Annotated in this window: 14 protein-coding genes; 2 read left to right on the top strand and 12 right to left on the bottom strand. The window is 64.4% G+C overall.

Annotated features, from left to right (window positions below):
• Positions 1 to 4: 4 nt before the first annotated feature.
• Genes peaD through peaA form a run of 4 tightly spaced genes read right to left on the bottom strand, consistent with a single transcriptional unit; the run spans position 5 to position 4,547 of the window.
• The gene (gene peaD, locus Q8R75_RS15355) at positions 5 to 1,114 is read right to left on the bottom strand and encodes a quinohemoprotein amine dehydrogenase subunit beta (protein ID WP_305614239.1); all 1,110 of its coding nucleotides are present in this window, start codon (positions 1,112 to 1,114) and stop codon (positions 5 to 7) included.
• Between the two features lie 32 nt (positions 1,115 to 1,146).
• Positions 1,147 to 1,467, bottom strand: a complete 321-nt coding sequence (gene qhpC, locus Q8R75_RS15350; protein WP_305614240.1) for a quinohemoprotein amine dehydrogenase subunit gamma — start codon at positions 1,465 to 1,467, stop codon at positions 1,147 to 1,149.
• Positions 1,464 to 2,906, bottom strand: a complete 1,443-nt coding sequence (gene peaB / locus Q8R75_RS15345; protein WP_305614241.1) for a quinohemoprotein amine dehydrogenase maturation protein — start codon at positions 2,904 to 2,906, stop codon at positions 1,464 to 1,466. Before peaB ends, qhpC begins: the two co-directional genes overlap by 4 nt.
• Positions 2,907 to 2,933: 27 nt before the next feature.
• On the bottom strand, positions 2,934 to 4,547 hold the full coding sequence (gene peaA, locus Q8R75_RS15340) for a quinohemoprotein amine dehydrogenase subunit alpha (protein WP_305614242.1): 1,614 nt from the start codon (positions 4,545 to 4,547) through the stop codon (positions 2,934 to 2,936).
• A 510-nt stretch (positions 4,548 to 5,057) separates the two neighbouring features.
• Between peaA and Q8R75_RS15335 the strand changes: the two genes are divergently transcribed.
• Together Q8R75_RS15335 and Q8R75_RS15330 are read left to right on the top strand one after the other, a co-directional pair.
• Complete coding sequence (locus Q8R75_RS15335; RefSeq protein ID WP_305614243.1) at positions 5,058 to 6,008, top strand: helix-turn-helix domain-containing protein; 951 nt, start codon at positions 5,058 to 5,060, stop codon at positions 6,006 to 6,008.
• A 184-nt stretch (positions 6,009 to 6,192) separates the two neighbouring features.
• A complete protein-coding gene (locus Q8R75_RS15330) occupies positions 6,193 to 7,482 on the top strand; it encodes a PDDEXK nuclease domain-containing protein (RefSeq protein WP_305663790.1) in 1,290 nt (429 codons plus the stop codon).
• A 594-nt stretch (positions 7,483 to 8,076) separates the two neighbouring features.
• Here the strand turns inward: Q8R75_RS15330 and Q8R75_RS15325 are convergent.
• From Q8R75_RS15325 to Q8R75_RS15290, 8 genes are all read right to left on the bottom strand, one after another.
• Positions 8,077 to 8,394 carry a hypothetical protein gene (locus Q8R75_RS15325; RefSeq protein WP_305614245.1) on the bottom strand — a complete coding sequence of 106 codons (318 nt, stop codon included), beginning with the start codon at positions 8,392 to 8,394 and terminating at the stop codon, positions 8,077 to 8,079.
• Positions 8,391 to 9,068: a hypothetical protein gene (locus tag Q8R75_RS15320; RefSeq protein WP_305614246.1), complete on the bottom strand. Its 678-nt coding sequence runs from the start codon at positions 9,066 to 9,068 to the stop codon at positions 8,391 to 8,393. Before Q8R75_RS15320 ends, Q8R75_RS15325 begins: the two co-directional genes overlap by 4 nt.
• A complete protein-coding gene (locus Q8R75_RS15315; protein WP_305614247.1) occupies positions 9,068 to 10,462 on the bottom strand; it encodes an amino acid permease in 1,395 nt (464 codons plus the stop codon). The genes Q8R75_RS15320 and Q8R75_RS15315 overlap by 1 nt, the downstream gene beginning before the upstream one ends.
• 50 nt (positions 10,463 to 10,512) lie before the next feature.
• Positions 10,513 to 10,653, bottom strand: coding sequence for a hypothetical protein (locus Q8R75_RS15310; protein ID WP_305614248.1), 141 nt, complete (start codon positions 10,651 to 10,653; stop codon positions 10,513 to 10,515).
• Positions 10,654 to 10,656: 3 nt separating this feature from the next.
• Positions 10,657 to 11,058, bottom strand: coding sequence for a hypothetical protein (locus tag Q8R75_RS15305; RefSeq protein WP_305614249.1), 402 nt, complete (start codon positions 11,056 to 11,058; stop codon positions 10,657 to 10,659).
• Positions 11,059 to 11,069: 11 nt separating this feature from the next.
• A complete protein-coding gene (locus tag Q8R75_RS15300; RefSeq protein WP_305614250.1) occupies positions 11,070 to 11,423 on the bottom strand; it encodes a hypothetical protein in 354 nt (117 codons plus the stop codon).
• Between the two features lie 120 nt (positions 11,424 to 11,543).
• The gene (locus tag Q8R75_RS15295; RefSeq protein WP_305614251.1) at positions 11,544 to 11,873 is read right to left on the bottom strand and encodes a multidrug efflux SMR transporter; all 330 of its coding nucleotides are present in this window, start codon (positions 11,871 to 11,873) and stop codon (positions 11,544 to 11,546) included.
• 29 nt (positions 11,874 to 11,902) lie between these two features.
• A complete protein-coding gene (locus Q8R75_RS15290; RefSeq protein ID WP_305614252.1) occupies positions 11,903 to 13,267 on the bottom strand; it encodes an FMN-binding glutamate synthase family protein in 1,365 nt (454 codons plus the stop codon).
• Positions 13,268 to 13,275 lie beyond the last annotated feature (8 nt).

The following is a 13,275-nucleotide window of genomic DNA, read 5'->3' as shown; positions in this document are numbered from 1 at the left end:
CCGCTCAGCGCTGGAAGATGCGCAGCGAGGTGAGAACCTGGTCGCCACCGCCCGGCGTGCGGATGTTGCCGATGCGCTTCAGCGTGGCGCTGTCGTACACCGCGATGTCGCCCTGGGTGCCGCCGATGTACAGCTCCTTGCCGTCGCTCGACACATTCACGTTGTAGTAGGTGTGGTCGAGATCGACGCGGTCCATCCTGCCGGTCTTCGTGTTCACCTTGGTGAGCTGGGTATAGACGGTATAGGTTTCGTCGCGGCGCACCGGGTTCACCACGCTGGAAAACAGCACGACGCCGGCATTCTCGAATTCCTTGAAATGCACCGTGTCCTTTTCGAGGTCGAGCGTCCAGATGCCGGCGCGCAGCGCGGACGGGTCGCCTTCCGGCTTGTTCGCGTAGGCAACGTAGTAGGGCGTGGCGAACACATTGGTCTGTTCCCACTGCGGCCAGATTGCCAGCGTGTCCGGCTCGCCCTGCTCGCCGTTCTTCCAGCTGCGCCACGGGTGCTTTCCCTTGACTGCGCCGGTCTGCGGGTCGAGCTTGAGCATGTCCCAGCTGAAGGCGTACAGCGTGTCGCCCTTTGCCGACCAGGCCAGCGTGGACACGCGGCGCGGCACCTTGAGCTTGCGTGCCGGCTCGGCGTCGGTGCCGGCGTCGGTGCGGTAGATCGCGATGTAGGGATCGAGCACCTTGTACTCGCCCGGCAGCAGCTGGGTCGGGTTCACATAGACGGCCAGTTCCTTGCCATCCGGACTCAGGTCCATCGGGAAGGGAGACTTGCCGCGGATGTCGCCGCCGGACAGTTCGGCGCGGAACACTTCCTTGCCGCTGTCCAGATCGATGCCGGACACGGTTTCCCAGCGGTTGTGGATGACGTAGGCGGTCTTGCCGTCACGCGAATGCACCAGCGTGATCGGGCTGTTGCCCATCGAAGTGTTCGGAATGGTGTGCGTCTTCACCACCTTGCGTTCCTTCGCATCCATCACGAACACGAGATTGGGCCGCGCGGCAGTCACCAGGTAGTCCTTGGCCGCGAGGGCTGTGGCCGGGAGGGCGCCGAACAGTGTGACGCCGAAGCTGGCGGCCAGTGCGGCCGCCGTGGTCTTGATCTTCATGAGCAGGTATTCCTCCGTTTGCATTCGCAGGCTTATTTCGGGAACACGCTCTGCAGCGTGTTCCAATCGCGCGCAGCGTCGTCCTTCCCGGTGTTCCAGTCCGGGTAGTTGTGCAGCGTGTCCGGCACCTGGGCCGGCCACCAGCAGGGGTCGGAACAGCCGTACAAGTCGGCTTCCATCGGCTGGCACAGACCGGCCACGCCAAGGAAGGGGTCCAGTTCCCAGCCCGGGTCGAAAGTTGTGGAGCAGCCGGCAACGGCGGCGGTCATCGCGACCACCTTCTCGACCGCCTCCTCGTTCGGGGCTGCTTCGATCTGGTGGGCCTTGCGGTTCAGCGGTTTCAAGCGGTTCATAGTTCGGAGCTCCTGTTCGCGACATGCTTGTGGAGGAAGGCGGGGTTCTTTTCGAGGATTTCGAGATAGGCCTCGATGCCGAAATCGACCCACTCCCTGAGCAGTTCGCAGTAGTGATAAACGGGCGAATGCGGGTCACTGAAGTTGGCGTAGGACTCGTGGTAGCAACCGCCCGAGCAGAGATTGCGGATGCGGCAGGTCGAACAGCCTCGCTGCGATCGGTCGAGCGCGCCTTCCAGGAAGGCTCCCAGTTCCACCTTGGCGATGCCGGTATCGACGTTGCCGAAGGTCGGCAACGCGGAGCCGGTGAAGCGGTGGCAGAGGTTCAGGTCGCCCTTGTGATCGACCGCCAGCAGGCCGATGCCGGCACCGCAGGGCAGCGCCTTGCGGCGCCCCTCGTACAGGTCGGACAGCATCTGGTGCATGTTCGAGAAGCCGATGTTCCGGCCCTCGACCGCCGCGGCGACGTATTCGCGGCCCAGCGCCTTCATCGCGTCGAACACCGCGCGCAGCTCGTCACCGACCAGATTGAAGGTGGTGATCGGGTTGCTGGTGACCGGCGCGAAGCCCACTTCGGCGAAGCCGAGTTCGTCCTTCAGGTGATGGTGGATGGCCGCCACATCGGAATAGCCTGCGGTCAGCGTGACCCGCGCACCGACCGCCCGCGAGGTGTAGCGCGACAGCAGCATGCGTGCCTTCTTCGCCACCACCTCGTAGGTGCCCTTGCCACCTACGGTCTTGCGGCGCAGGTCATGCACCGCCTGCGGGCCGTCCATGCTGATCGAGATGCCGAACGAGTGCTCGTTGAACCAGTCGGCGATCTCTTCGGTGAGCAGCGTGGCGTTGGTGGTGAGCGAGAAGTCGACCTGTTTCCCTTCCTCGCGGCAGCGCTCCTCCGCGTAGGCGGTGACCGCCTTGATCAGCCGCATGTTCGACAGCGGCTCGCCGCCGAAGAACACCACGTTGACGCGGTCGCGCTTCGCCCCTTCCTTCAGTAGCAGTTCGATGCTCTTCTTCGCCTTGTCGAAGTCGAGCTTCTCGCCCCTGGACGGGGTGGTCAGGTCTTCTTTGTAGCAATAGGTGCAGCTCAGGTTGCAGCCGGTATTCACGTTCAGCACGATGGTGCTGAGCGGAAATTCGGTCACGCTGATCCCTGCACCGCGGTCGGCCACGGCAGGGCCGCCGCGCAGCACACCCAGCGACTTCAGATCCTCGATCGCGCCGGCGATCAGCGTCGGCGAACCGTTGCCCGAGAAGCGTTGCAGCAGCGCCTCGAAACTCACGGTCGTCATCGGCCGCACGAAATCGAGCACCTCGGCCGTCACACCGTCCAGATCGAAGATGCCGGTGCTGGGCACGTGCAGCAGCACGCGCCGGCCCTTCACATCCACGTCGTGGAAGGCGTGCGTATCGACGTAAAGCAGATTGGCTTCGGTCATGATGGCTTTTCCGGTAATGGCCCGCACTCAGCGGATCGGGGGATCGTTGAAGCGCTGCACCGTCACGATCAGCGGCGCAGTGGCCTTGACCGTGCGGGTGCCGTCCTTGACCGCTGCGGTCACCTTCAGCTCGCCCGCGTTGTTGGTGCGGTACTTGCGCTGCGGGTTGGGACCCGCATCGTTGGTCATGAACAGGCCGTTCTGGTCGATGCGGCCAGCGAATCTGGCGTCCTTCATCTCGGCGGCAACCTTGTTCAGGTTGTCGAAGGACCAGGCTGCAGGCATGGCACCGAGCAACAGATCGTCGGCAGTGCCCTTCTTCCCGTCAGGCCCGACGGTGTAGGCCAGCGCCTCCAGCTGGGCCGGCACCTTGTTCATCGAGCCGCCGTTGCCGCCGACGCGGGCCATCGGATGGTCGGGCGTGATCTTCACGTAATCGATGCGCTGATAGACCTTGAGCGCTTCGCCGCTGCGTGCGTCGCCGACCTTCACTTCGCGCGGGCCGCTGACCGCGTCCTTCGCCGACTCGACCTCGACCACTACGCGATCAAGGCTGCGCTCGGCCACCGACAGCACCTTCACGCCACTGCCCAGACTCACGTCGCCGTCGAGACCCACGCCGTTGATGACCAGGCGCCTGCGAGTACCCGCCTTCAGCGCCGCCGGCTGCACCGACAGCACGGCGGGCTGTGCACCGTCCGCACGGACTGCACGCAGCACCCCGCCTATCGCGTCGTAACCCGACTCGAACCAGCGACCGGACAGCGCACGGCCGCCGTCGGCCAGCGTCATGACCTGGTTGATTTCGCGTTCGCCGCTTTTCATCGTCGCCCGCCACTCATGGCCGGAGTACACGATGGCCGAGCCCTTCAGGTTCTCGCTGGTACCGTTCTCGTAACGCAATACCATGCTGACCGAATAGGCGTCGTTGCCGGTGCGCTGCACGGTGGCCGTACCTTCATAGGCACCGGCCCCGGGTTTGTGGCCGACCAGGCGCCAGTTGCCGCTGGCATCGGCCGGCTGCTGTGCCTTCCACTTGTTCCAGCTGTCGGACTCGAAGCCATACACCTTGCCCAGTTCGACCGAGGCATCGCCGACGGCGATGTCGAACCAGTTTCGATCGCGGCCGCCGGCCTGGATTTCGATGGCCGGGAACTGGCCGACGTGGAAGTGCACCAGCTTGCGCCAGTCCGACTCGGTGCGGCGCTGTACCGCGATGCGCCCGTAGGAGTGGCAGCGCGCGCAGGTGTCGCCGATCAGCTTGTTCTCCGGGTGCTCGACCACGCTGGGCGTACGGTCAACGATGTAGCGGTGCGCGGCCGATTCGTCCGGCGACAACCCGTAGGCATCCGAGAGGTATTTGACGATGGCGCTGCGCTCGTCATGCGTCATCTTCACGCCGTGAGCGAAGCCCATGCGCGCGACCGTCATATCCCAACCTTCGGGTGTGCGACGGCTTTCACTGATGCGGTCCCACCTGCCGTCGCCCTTGGCGGTGTGACAGGATGCGCACTTGGTGTTGACCAGTGCCTCGCTCGCCGGAGCTGCCGCATGGGCGCCCGCGACGTAGAGCTGGGTGACCAGGCCGGCAGCGAGCGCAAGCGCACGCGGCGACGTCCTGCTAAGTACTGTTCTATGCATCGAGTACCTCTTGAGTTGTTGGGCGATGAAGGCCGCTCGCTGACTGCGCGGCGTCTGTTGATCACGGCGTTGGCGGAGCCCGCCGGCCGTTGATCGACTATAGGAGTGGGGTAGGCAGGGGCGTTATCGCGAACCGGCCAAAGGTTCCGTCCGCAATATCAAGAATCGGCCCGTTCGTCCGGATGATGTCGGGCCGCGTATTGCCGAGCCCCGGCGCCGGGCCTACCATCGGTTTCAGAGGGTTCCGGACGCGCCGGCCAGCAACCGGTGCAGACGTTCGCAGGCCCGCCGATACAACGAACGCCGCCATCTTCACGAAGCGTCATCCGTACTGCTACGCAGCAGGGGTTGCGCCGGTCACGAGCGGCGAAGGGAGTGAGCGTGAATACCGTTGAATCCACCGGCGAGACGCTATCGCATGGGCAGCCAGTCTTGCCCCAGTTGTGCTGTTTCGTCACCGAGGACCCTTGCCAGCACGCGGACAGCCTGCCGCAGTGGTCACAGGAGTACATGCAGCTGACCAGCGGCGAGTTTCGCGGTCGTATCGTCGAAATGACGACCGGCCCGGTGCAACTGTTCCGCGAATCGATGGACCAGGTGATCGACGAGAAGGGCCATCCGCGTCCGTCGTCCTACACCGTCGGCGTGCCGATGAACGTGCATCCGGACGGTTACTGGCAGGCGCAGGAAGTCCAGCGCGACAGCCTGCTGACACTGCTGCCGGGCGAGGAACTTCACTTCCGCACGCCCAGGATGTCCGACATCTTCGTTGCCGTGATCGACGCCGATACCCTGGAGACCTACGCCGAATCGGTGCTGGGGCGCGAGGTGGCGAGTGAAGTGGCGAGCGTGCTGGCGCGAACGCAGATGCAGACCCTGCACTCGGGCGCAGCAACGCGTTACCGACAGGTGCTGCTCGAGGTCATGTGTTGCGTGCAGGCGACGCCCGAGGTTCTGCGGCACGCCGCCTCATGCCAGGCGGTGTCGGAATCCATCATCAACGCCTCGCTCACGGCGCTGCTGTCGATCTCCGATAAAACCGAACGCAGCCGCGGCGGCCACGCCATTCACCGCGCCATCGTCGAACGCGCACGCCAGTACATCCTCGCCAACCGCGACGCGCCGCCTACGGTCAGCGATCTGAGCGCACACCTGAAGATGAGCCGGCGCGGCCTGCACCACGCATTCATCAACGTGCTGGGCATCAGCCCGGTCACCTTCCTGCGCTACGTGCGCCTGCACGGCGTGCGCAAGGACCTGCTGCACGGCGGCCCGAACATGTCGGTCGGCAGTGCCGCCTGCAAGTGGGGCTTCTGGCATATGGGCATGTTCTCGTCCTACTACAAGGCGCTGTTCGGCGAGTCACCATCGTCCACGCTGAAGCGCCCGCCGAGAGTACATGTCCAGCCCTGGTCGTCAGGCGGCGGTGACTGGCTCTTTCCCGGGCTGGCGGATCAATAGAACGGCCGCTGGCTTGACACCCGACGAAGGAACACTCGGATGTCGTCATGTGCCGCTGTCGACGCCGAGGCTCTGGACGCGAGATTCCCGGCCTGCTCGCCGATGGCCACAGCAACACGGAGAACGTTCTCGTCGCGCGTCGGCCGCGCCAGGCAAACATCAAGAACAGGCTTGAAGCGGACGCGTGGGCACTGAAGAAGCCGCCGTTCCGGTTAATGATGGCGGGCTAGAATGTCGCGATGCGCAGTCACCAAGCCGAAGAGAAAAGTCTACCGAACGGGATCGACGCCCTGGCTGCGGAGGGACGGGCATGACGCGTCCAACCCCTCCCTCTTCACCCCCGAAACTCGACTACACGGCTGTACACGCGGACATCGTCGCGCTGCTGGAGGCCGCCCGGCGGGCCGCCGCGCGCAGCGTCAATGCACTGATGACGGCCTCTTACTGGGAAATCGGCCGACGCATCGTCGAGTTCGAACAGGGTGGCAAAGACCGGGCAGAGTACGGGCAAGCACTCTTGAAGCGCCTGTCCGCCGACCTGTCGGCCCGCTTCGGGCGCGGCTTCGGGGTGGACTCGCTCGAATCCATGCGCCTTTTCTACAAGACCTATCCGCCCGAAAACATTTCCGAATCACTGATTCGGAAATTGCCCCCTGGCGCGCAGCCGCCGAATTCCGAACCGTCGATTCGGAATTTCGATCTGCACCAGTTGGCCCAGGTGTTTCCTCTGTCCTGGACGCATTACATCCACCTGATGCGCCGCACCCGGTCCGCCGAGGAGCGCGCGTTCTACGAAGCCGAAGCACTGCGCGGCGGATGGAGCGTGCGCCAGCTCGATCGCCAGATCGGCAGCCAGTTCTACACGCGGGCGCTGCTGTCGAAGAACAAGCGGGACATGCTGGAAAAAGGCGGCCAGCCCCAACCCGGCGAGCTCGTCACGGCAGACGACGCCATCAAGGATCCCTACGTTCTCGAGTTTCTTGACCTCAAGGACGAGTACTCCGAGTCGGAACTGGAAGACGCGCTGATACACCGCCTTGAAGATTTCCTGCTCGAACTGGGCAGCGACTTCACTTTTGTCGGCCGCCAGAGACGGCTGCGCATCGACGAAAGCTGGTTTCGCGTTGACTTGCTGTTCTTTCATCGTCGCCTGCGCTGTCTGGTCATCATCGACCTGAAACTGACCGCGCTCACCCATGCCGACGTGGGCCAGATGCACCTGTATTGCAACTACGCCCGCGAGCACTGGACGCTACCCGACGAAAACCCGCCGGTCGGCCTGATTCTTTGCGCTCGGGCCGGATCCGCCCTGGCCCGCTACGCACTGGACGGCCTGCCGAACAAGATCATGGCGGCCGAATACCAGACCGTGCTGCCGGACGTTGAACTGCTGCAGGCCGAACTGGATAAGACGAGACGCGAACTGGAGGCACGGCAGATCGCACGGCGGGGTGCCGCTGAGGACGGCGAATGAAGGCGGAATCGATACCATTGGAAAAACCGTGTTCAGCCGTTCTGGCAACACGTCTGGCCAAAATCCCGCAGCCTCGCCACGCCTCGAATCGCTAATTCATTGACCAGGTTGGCGACTGCAGCCCGATCTGAGTTCCCCGTTGCGTTGGCTGCAGTGAAAGACTGGCTGCAACCGCTTGAACATCCGGGTGACATAGTACGTCGGCTGCACCAATCGGGCTTGTGTCAGCGCTCCCCAGTGGACGCATTACGTCATTTGAATGCCGTGATGACCAACGCAAACTGGTTGCCTCGCGAGTTAGGGCAATGCCTGGACGAAATCGTGCATGCATCTCCAGAGCTTGAACAAGATGCGCGCGACCAGCGGTTGCGCGAATACGTGCGCAGACGCAGCATCTGATACACGGATCCGAACAAACGCGATACTCGGCAGGGCAAAAGACCACCCTCACGCTGCACCAGTAGGCGCTGGGGGCGCAAGGGTCTAAGCAAACATGGCGATGGATGGCCGACTGGTGAAACCCGCGGCAGGAGATCGCGTGTTCATGCCAGCCGGCACGCCACATTTGGTCGACGGGGCGTCGGTCGGCGGCGTTCAGGCCACGCCTGCCCCCGCCCGCACCCGCGCCAGCGTGTGCCGGTAGCGTGCCCACACATAGGCGTCCATCACCATGACGGCGTAGACGAAGAAGCCGCCAGCGTGGCGGCCGACGAAGGAGTGTTCGGGCGTCGTCATGTGCCAGCTCACGACGCCGAGGCTGAGCGCGAAGAACAGCATGATCCATGCGCGTACCTGCATGCCGTTGAGCACCTGGCCCATGCCGGGCAGCAGCGCGGCCGCAGCCAGCACGAACAGCGGATGCGGTGGACGAGGTGTTGCCACTGCGGCGGCCGATGCGATGTCGGATGTCATGCGGCTTTCTCCATTTTCGTGATCTTGAGCGACGCGGCGATGCGCAGCGCCGCATCGAGCAGAGGTTGCAGCAGTTCGGGTTCGACGCGCGCCTCGTCCGGCAGCAGCGAGCGCAGCACCAGGTAGTGCGCGCGCTGCACGCCGCCGACGCGGAACACGATGCGCACGCCGCGCGGGCTCACCAGCAGTTCCTTGAACGAGGGCTCGTCGATCAGGCTGCCGGCCGCTACGCGCAGCGTATTCAGCGGCGGTCGCCAGCCGGCCGGGCTCACCTTGGATATCTGGTGCACCGGCCAGTCGGCCGGCAAGTCGATGCGCTCGTCCATGCCATCCGAGGCGGACCAGAACTCGATGTTCTGCGGTCGCATCAGCAGGTCGAAGCTGCCGCCCACCGGCAACGGCGTGCGCAGCGTGACGGACAGCCACAGCGACGGCACCTTGCGGTAGCCGACGTGATCGAGCAGGGCCTGCAACTCGAACTGCGCCCCGCCGTAGCGGCCGCTCAGGCGCGGATAATCCGCACCCGAAGCGGCCACGTCGACCGCGTCGAACAGGCCGGCGCACTGCTCATACACCGCTGCCCGCTCGTCGCCGAATCGTCGCTGCACGCGCCGGTGCCACCACGCGAAGCCCGCGCCGGCGAGCAGCAGCGCCGCGATGGTCGCGATCGTCATCAGTAACCCTTCGGTCGCGGCCAGGGCATCGTGAATTGCTCGCCGCGCTTCACGTAGGGATAGCGACGCACGACGAACCAGATCGACACCAGGATGTAGAAGGCCATGATCGACAGCAGTGACGTGCCGTAGCCCAGATAGGTCGCGAAGTAGGTCGCGCCGCACAGCAGGCCGAGCACGATGGCGGGCACCGGATGAAACGGATGCACGTAGCCGCGCTCGATCGACCCGAGCGGCCACAGCCGGCGGAAGCGCACGATGTTGAAGGACATGAAGGTGTAACCCAGCAGGCCCGACAGGATGGAGAAGGTGATCACCTGGTCGAGCAGCCCGGTGAAGGCGAACGACACCGCGATCGGGATCAGGAACAGGATGGCACGGTAGGGCGTGCGATAGCGCGGATGCACGGCGCCGAACCAGTGCGGCATGTAGCGGTCTCGCGACATCGAGAACCAGGCACGCGACGAGTCGTTGATGCAGCCGTTGGCCGAAGCGATCGCCGCGAACATGGTGCCGATGAACAGGATCACCTCCAGTTCGACACTGCCGGTCAGTCGCGCGGCGTCATACAGGGGCGTCGTCGCCTGGCCCAGGTATTCCCACGGAATGAGGCCGGTGCAGATGTACCAGGTGAGCGAGGCGGCGATCAGCAGCGTCATCATGCCGCCCATGGTGCCGAGCGGAATCGAGCGGCCGGCCGAGCGCACTTCTTCCGCCGCCTGGCAGGTGCCTTCGATGCCGAGGTAGTACCACATGCCGAACTGCAGCGAAGCGAGCACGCCGATCCAGCCATACGGCAGGTCGGTCAGCAGTTCGCTGTGCCGCAGCACGCTTTCGCCGCCGGCGATGCCGGTGGTGCTGAAAAACAGCACCAGGATGGCGAGCACGGCGAAGGCGGTGATGACGAAATTCACTGTCAGCGTCATGAACACGCCGCGGTAATTCAGCCACGCGAGGAAGGCGATGGTCAGCACCACGAAGGGCCGTGGATCGAGTTCGGCGCCGTACTGCGCCGCCACCGCCTTCAGCAGGTCGCCGACCACCAGCGCGTCGGCTGCCTCCAGCATGGTGTAGGCCATCACCAGATAGAGGCCGACGTTGAACGCCATCAAGGGTCCGATGATGTGCTTGGCCTGCGTGTATTGGCCGCCGGCTGCGGCCACCGTCGACGTCACCTCCGAGTCGATCATTGCCACGCAGGTGTAGAGCAGGCCGATCACCCAGCAGGCGATGAGTGCGCCGTAGGCGCCGCCCTTCGCCACCGAGAAGTTCCAGCCCATGTACTCGCCGACCAGCACGATGCCCACGCCCAGTGCCCACACGTGCACCGGGCCCAACACTTTCAGGAGCGAAATCTTCTCCTGCCTGCCTTCTGCTGCGGTTGTCGTTCCCATCTTGTTCTCCCGTGTTCACGCACGCCGTTGTGCGTGGTTCGAACCACCCGTTACTCGTCGCCTTCGCGCGAACTGAGCAGGAAGTCTTCGCCGTAGGTGCTGCTGACGAAACGTGCATCGACCAGCATCCAGCCGACCAGCACGATCGAAATGCCCCAGGCTGCGTATTCCAGTGCCGTCCAGAAATCCATGACTCAGTCCTCCTTGCCGGTGCGCGGGCCGAAGCGCTCGTTGATGACTTCGCGGTACTCGCGGTCGGACACCTTGAGCACGAAGAAGAAGTACGCGGCGATCACGGCGACCGTGATGCCGAGCGACCAGGGTTCGATCTCGTAGCTGAACTTCTTGCTGACGATGGGCTCGGCCTTCTCTGCGTCGTAGCCGAGCTTCTGCCACTGGGCGGCCATGGTTTCGTTCTGCTTCATCGCCTCCCAGGAGGCGACCGGCTTTTCTGCCGGCGCATCGGACTCGGCCGCCGTACCGCCGAGCAGCAGCGGCGCGAGCAGGCTCAGATAGACCAGGGCCAGCACGACGAACGCATCGATGAACTGGCCGAAGCCTTTCTGTACGGGGGGCTTGTAGACACTGCGGGTCATGTGCGCACTCCTCAGTCGATGTCGACGTGCGCCGGGCGCAGTGCGGCCTTGCGGGCACGGGCGCGGTGTTCGTCGAGGTGGTGGATGTCGATGCCGTAGATGTGCGCGCGGTCTTCGTCGTAGTGACGCAGCATGGCCACGACGGACGCCGTGTTGAACAGCAGCACGAGCACGCCGGCCACGGTCAGCACGAGACCGGTGGGCGAGTCGAGAAAGCCGTGCGGGACAGCAAAGTACACATAGCCCAGCGCCAGCCAGAGGCCGACGAGCGCGAACAGCGCCGTTGCCCTGTCACGACCGAACATGCGGCGGATGCGGCCGTCGAGCGCGGGGTTTGCGGGGTGTTTGCTTTTGCCTTGATCCATCTTGCTCTCCTCCTTTATGGGTGCAATTTTTTGATGGGATGAAATCGTCAGCAGCAGAGGGAAACATTGGATGTGCGGTGTCGGGGTCTCCTTCTGAAAGTGTTGTCCGGGGTGATGCGTTCAGGCCTGCGACTTCGAGAAAAGCTGGATCACGGCGACCCCGCTCACGATAAGGGCAATGCCGGCCACTGCGGCGGCATCGAGGCGCTGACCGAATGCGATCAGGCCGATTATTGATATTGCGACGATGCCCACGCCCGACCACACTGCGTAGGCGATGCCGAGCGGAATGGTCTTGAGCGACAGCGACATCAGCGAAAATGCGATGACATAGCCGACTACGGTCACGACCAGGGGTAGCGGACGTGACAGGCCGGCCACCTGTTTCAGGGCGCTCGTTGCAATGACTTCCGCAACGATGGCGCCGAGCAGGAAGAGCCAGCCGGTCATGGCCGCCGCACCCGGATCAGCAAGTGCGTTCAGAAGCCGTTGTGACCCGGGATCCAGCTGGTACCGGCCAGCGGAATGCGTGCCATCGCGGCGGCTTCCAGCGTCAGCGCAACCAGATCTTCGCGTTCCAGGTGATGCACGTTCTGCTTGCCGCAGGCACGGGCAATCGTGGTCAGCTCCATGTTCATCGTCTGCAGGTAGTTCTTCACGCGACGCGCGCCGACGTCCGGCTGCAGCCGCTGCTCGAGGATGGCGTCCTGCGTGGTCACGCCGACCGGGCACTTGCCGGTGTGGCAGTGGTGGCAGAAACCCGGTGCCGTGCCCAGCGCGTCGTAGGACTCGATCGCAGAGTGATGTTCACCGTTCTGGATGTAGGTTTCGGCATTGCAGCCAAGCGCGATCAGGATGCCCTGGCCGATGGCCACTGCGTCGGCCCCCATCGCAAGCGCCTTGGCGACGTCGGGGCCGCTGCGGATGCCGCCGGACACGATGAGCTGCACCTTGCCCTTCATGTTCAGATCTTCCAGCGCATCGACTGCCTGGCGAACCGCGGCCAGCGTCGGAATGCCGACGTGCTCGATGAAGCAGGTCTGCGTGGCGGCGGTACCGCCCTGCATGCCGTCCACCACCACGACGTCGGCGCCCGAATGAACGGCCAGCTTGACGTCGTTGAAGGTGCGGGTCGCGCCGACCTTCACATAGATCGGCTTTTCCCAGTCGGTCAGTTCGCGCAGTTCCTGGATCTTGATCGCCAGATCGTCCGGGCCGGTCCAGTCGGGATGGCGACAGGCCGAGCGCTGGTCCACGCCCTGCGGCAGCGTGCGCATCTTCGCCACGCGCGGATTCACCTTCTGGCCGAGCAGCATGCCGCCGCCGCCCGGCTTGGCGCCCTGGCCGATCACCACTTCGATCGCGTCGGCGCGGCGCAGGTCGTCCGGATTGAAGCCGTAGCGCGACGGCAGGCACTGATACACCAGCGTCTTCGACGAGCCGCGCTCTTCCTGCGTCATGCCGCCGTCACCGGTGGTGGTCGAGGTGCCCATTTCGGTCGCGGCGCGACCGAGTGACTCCTTCACGTTGGCCGACAGCGCGCCGAAGCTCATGCCGGCGATGGTGATCGGGATGTCGAGTTCGATCGGCTTCTTGGCGAAGCGCGTGCCGAGCACCGTCTTGGTGACGCACTTTTCGCGATAGCCTTCGAGCGGGTAGCGCGACAGCGAACCGGCGAGAAAGACCAGATCGTCGAAATGCGGCAGCTTGCGCTTGGCGCCCAGGCCGCGGATTTCGTACAGGCCGTGCGCGGCCGCATTCTGGATGTAGTCGATGACAGTGCGGTCGAAACCGGCCGACTGTTCGAGCGACGGGCGTTTGAACGTAACGGGCTTGGTGTCCATGCTGAGTC

The organism is Methyloversatilis sp. (assembly GCF_030696805.1).
Taxonomy (GTDB): domain Bacteria; phylum Pseudomonadota; class Gammaproteobacteria; order Burkholderiales; family Rhodocyclaceae; genus Methyloversatilis.
The sequence above is the reverse complement of the archived record's forward strand: the minus strand, read 5'-3'. Positions and strand labels throughout refer to the sequence as shown.

What these genes read in the sequence shown, in the direction of transcription:
- Q8R75_RS15335 (WP_305614243.1), top strand. Translation starts at nt 5,058, where the DNA reads ATGCAGCTGACCAGCGGCGAGTTTCGCGGTCGTATCGTCGAAATGACG.
- Q8R75_RS15320 (WP_305614246.1), bottom strand. Translation starts at nt 9,068, where the DNA reads ATGACGATCGCGACCATCGCGGCGCTGCTGCTCGCCGGCGCGGGCTTC.
- peaB (WP_305614241.1), bottom strand. Translation starts at nt 2,906, where the DNA reads ATGACCGAAGCCAATCTGCTTTACGTCGATACGCACGCCTTCCACGAC.
- peaD (WP_305614239.1), bottom strand. Translation starts at nt 1,114, where the DNA reads ATGAAGATCAAGACCACGGCGGCCGCACTGGCCGCCAGCTTCGGCGTC.
- qhpC (WP_305614240.1), bottom strand. Translation starts at nt 1,467, where the DNA reads ATGAACCGCTTGAAACCGCTGAACCGCAAGGCCCACCAGATCGAAGCA.
- Q8R75_RS15325 (WP_305614245.1), bottom strand. Translation starts at nt 8,394, where the DNA reads ATGACATCCGACATCGCATCGGCCGCCGCAGTGGCAACACCTCGTCCA.
- Q8R75_RS15310 (WP_305614248.1), bottom strand. Translation starts at nt 10,653, where the DNA reads ATGGATTTCTGGACGGCACTGGAATACGCAGCCTGGGGCATTTCGATC.
- Q8R75_RS15290 (WP_305614252.1), bottom strand. Translation starts at nt 13,267, where the DNA reads ATGGACACCAAGCCCGTTACGTTCAAACGCCCGTCGCTCGAACAGTCG.
- Q8R75_RS15300 (WP_305614250.1), bottom strand. Translation starts at nt 11,423, where the DNA reads ATGGATCAAGGCAAAAGCAAACACCCCGCAAACCCCGCGCTCGACGGC.
- Q8R75_RS15315 (WP_305614247.1), bottom strand. Translation starts at nt 10,462, where the DNA reads ATGGGAACGACAACCGCAGCAGAAGGCAGGCAGGAGAAGATTTCGCTC.
- peaA (WP_305614242.1), bottom strand. Translation starts at nt 4,547, where the DNA reads ATGCATAGAACAGTACTTAGCAGGACGTCGCCGCGTGCGCTTGCGCTC.
- Q8R75_RS15295 (WP_305614251.1), bottom strand. Translation starts at nt 11,873, where the DNA reads ATGACCGGCTGGCTCTTCCTGCTCGGCGCCATCGTTGCGGAAGTCATT.
- Q8R75_RS15305 (WP_305614249.1), bottom strand. Translation starts at nt 11,058, where the DNA reads ATGACCCGCAGTGTCTACAAGCCCCCCGTACAGAAAGGCTTCGGCCAG.